Below are 1,121 nucleotides of genomic sequence, written 5' to 3' on the forward strand. Positions count from 1 at the left end.
TTCCACCTTCTCTTATCGCGAATCTTTGTCCTTCTTCTACCGCGATTGATTGATTAAGTCTACTTCCATTGTTACGTTATCTCCWGGCATWACCATYTCTATTCCATCTGGTAATTTRCAAGCACCTGTTACRTCWGTTGTTCTTARGTAAAATTGYGGTCTGTATCCATCRAAGAATGGAGTATGTCTTCCACCCTCTTCTTTTTTAAGAACGTATACTTCTGCWGTRAAYTTAGTGTGAGCTTTYACAGAACCAGYTTTACAAAGAACTTGYCCTCTTTCTATCTCATCTCTTTGGATTCCTCTTAAAAGAGCTCCTATGTTATCTCCAGCTTGAGCTTGGTCTAGTAATTTTCTAAACATCTCTACTCCAGTTACAAYTAACTTCTTGGAGCTTCTGAAAGACCTACTARATCTACTTCRTCTTGAACTTTAAGTATTCCTCTYTCAACTCTACCTGTAGCAACTGTACCTCTACCTGTTATAGAGAATACRTCCTCAACTGGCATTAAGAAATCTTTGTCTATATCTCTTTCTGGAGMTGGTATATACTCATCTATTTGYTCRAATAAKTCAATTATTCTGTCTCCCCATGCGCTTGAAGTGTCTTCTAAAGCCATTAGAGCAGAACCTTTAACTATTGGAGTATCGTCTCCTGGGAAGTCGTATTCAGTTAATAAGTCTCTAACTTCCATTTCAACTAACTCAAGCAACTCTTCATCATCTACCATGTCGCATTTGTTTAAGAATACAACGATGTATGGTACACCAACTTGTCTTGAAAGTACTATATGCTCTCTTGTTTGAGGCATTGGWCCAGTCWGTTGCAGAAACAACTARTATAGCACCRTCCATTTGWGCTGCTCCTGTGATCATGTTTTTAACRTAGTCAGCATGTCCTGGGCAGTCAACGTGAGCGTAGTGTCTGTTYGGWGTTTCRTACTCAACGTGAGTTGTAGATATWGTGATWCCTCTTTCTCTTTCYTCTGGAGCYTTRTCTATATTMGCRAAGTCTACTGCTTCTCCTAATTGATATCTAKCATGTARTGTTTTAGTKATAGCTGCAGTTAAAGTAGTTTTACCRTGGTCAACRTGACCTATAGTTCCTATATTAACGTGCG

At 38.7% G+C, this 1,121-nt stretch carries 1 pseudogene; it reads right to left on the reverse strand.

Going from position 1 to position 1,121, the window contains the following annotated elements:
• Positions 1–1,121 (reverse strand): annotated as a pseudogene (tuf, locus tag T473_RS17090) (elongation factor Tu); the annotation flags it as partial.

It is taken from the genome of Clostridioides mangenotii TR (genome assembly GCF_000498755.1).
GTDB classification, from domain to species: domain Bacteria; phylum Bacillota; class Clostridia; order Peptostreptococcales; family Peptostreptococcaceae; genus Metaclostridioides; species Metaclostridioides mangenotii_A.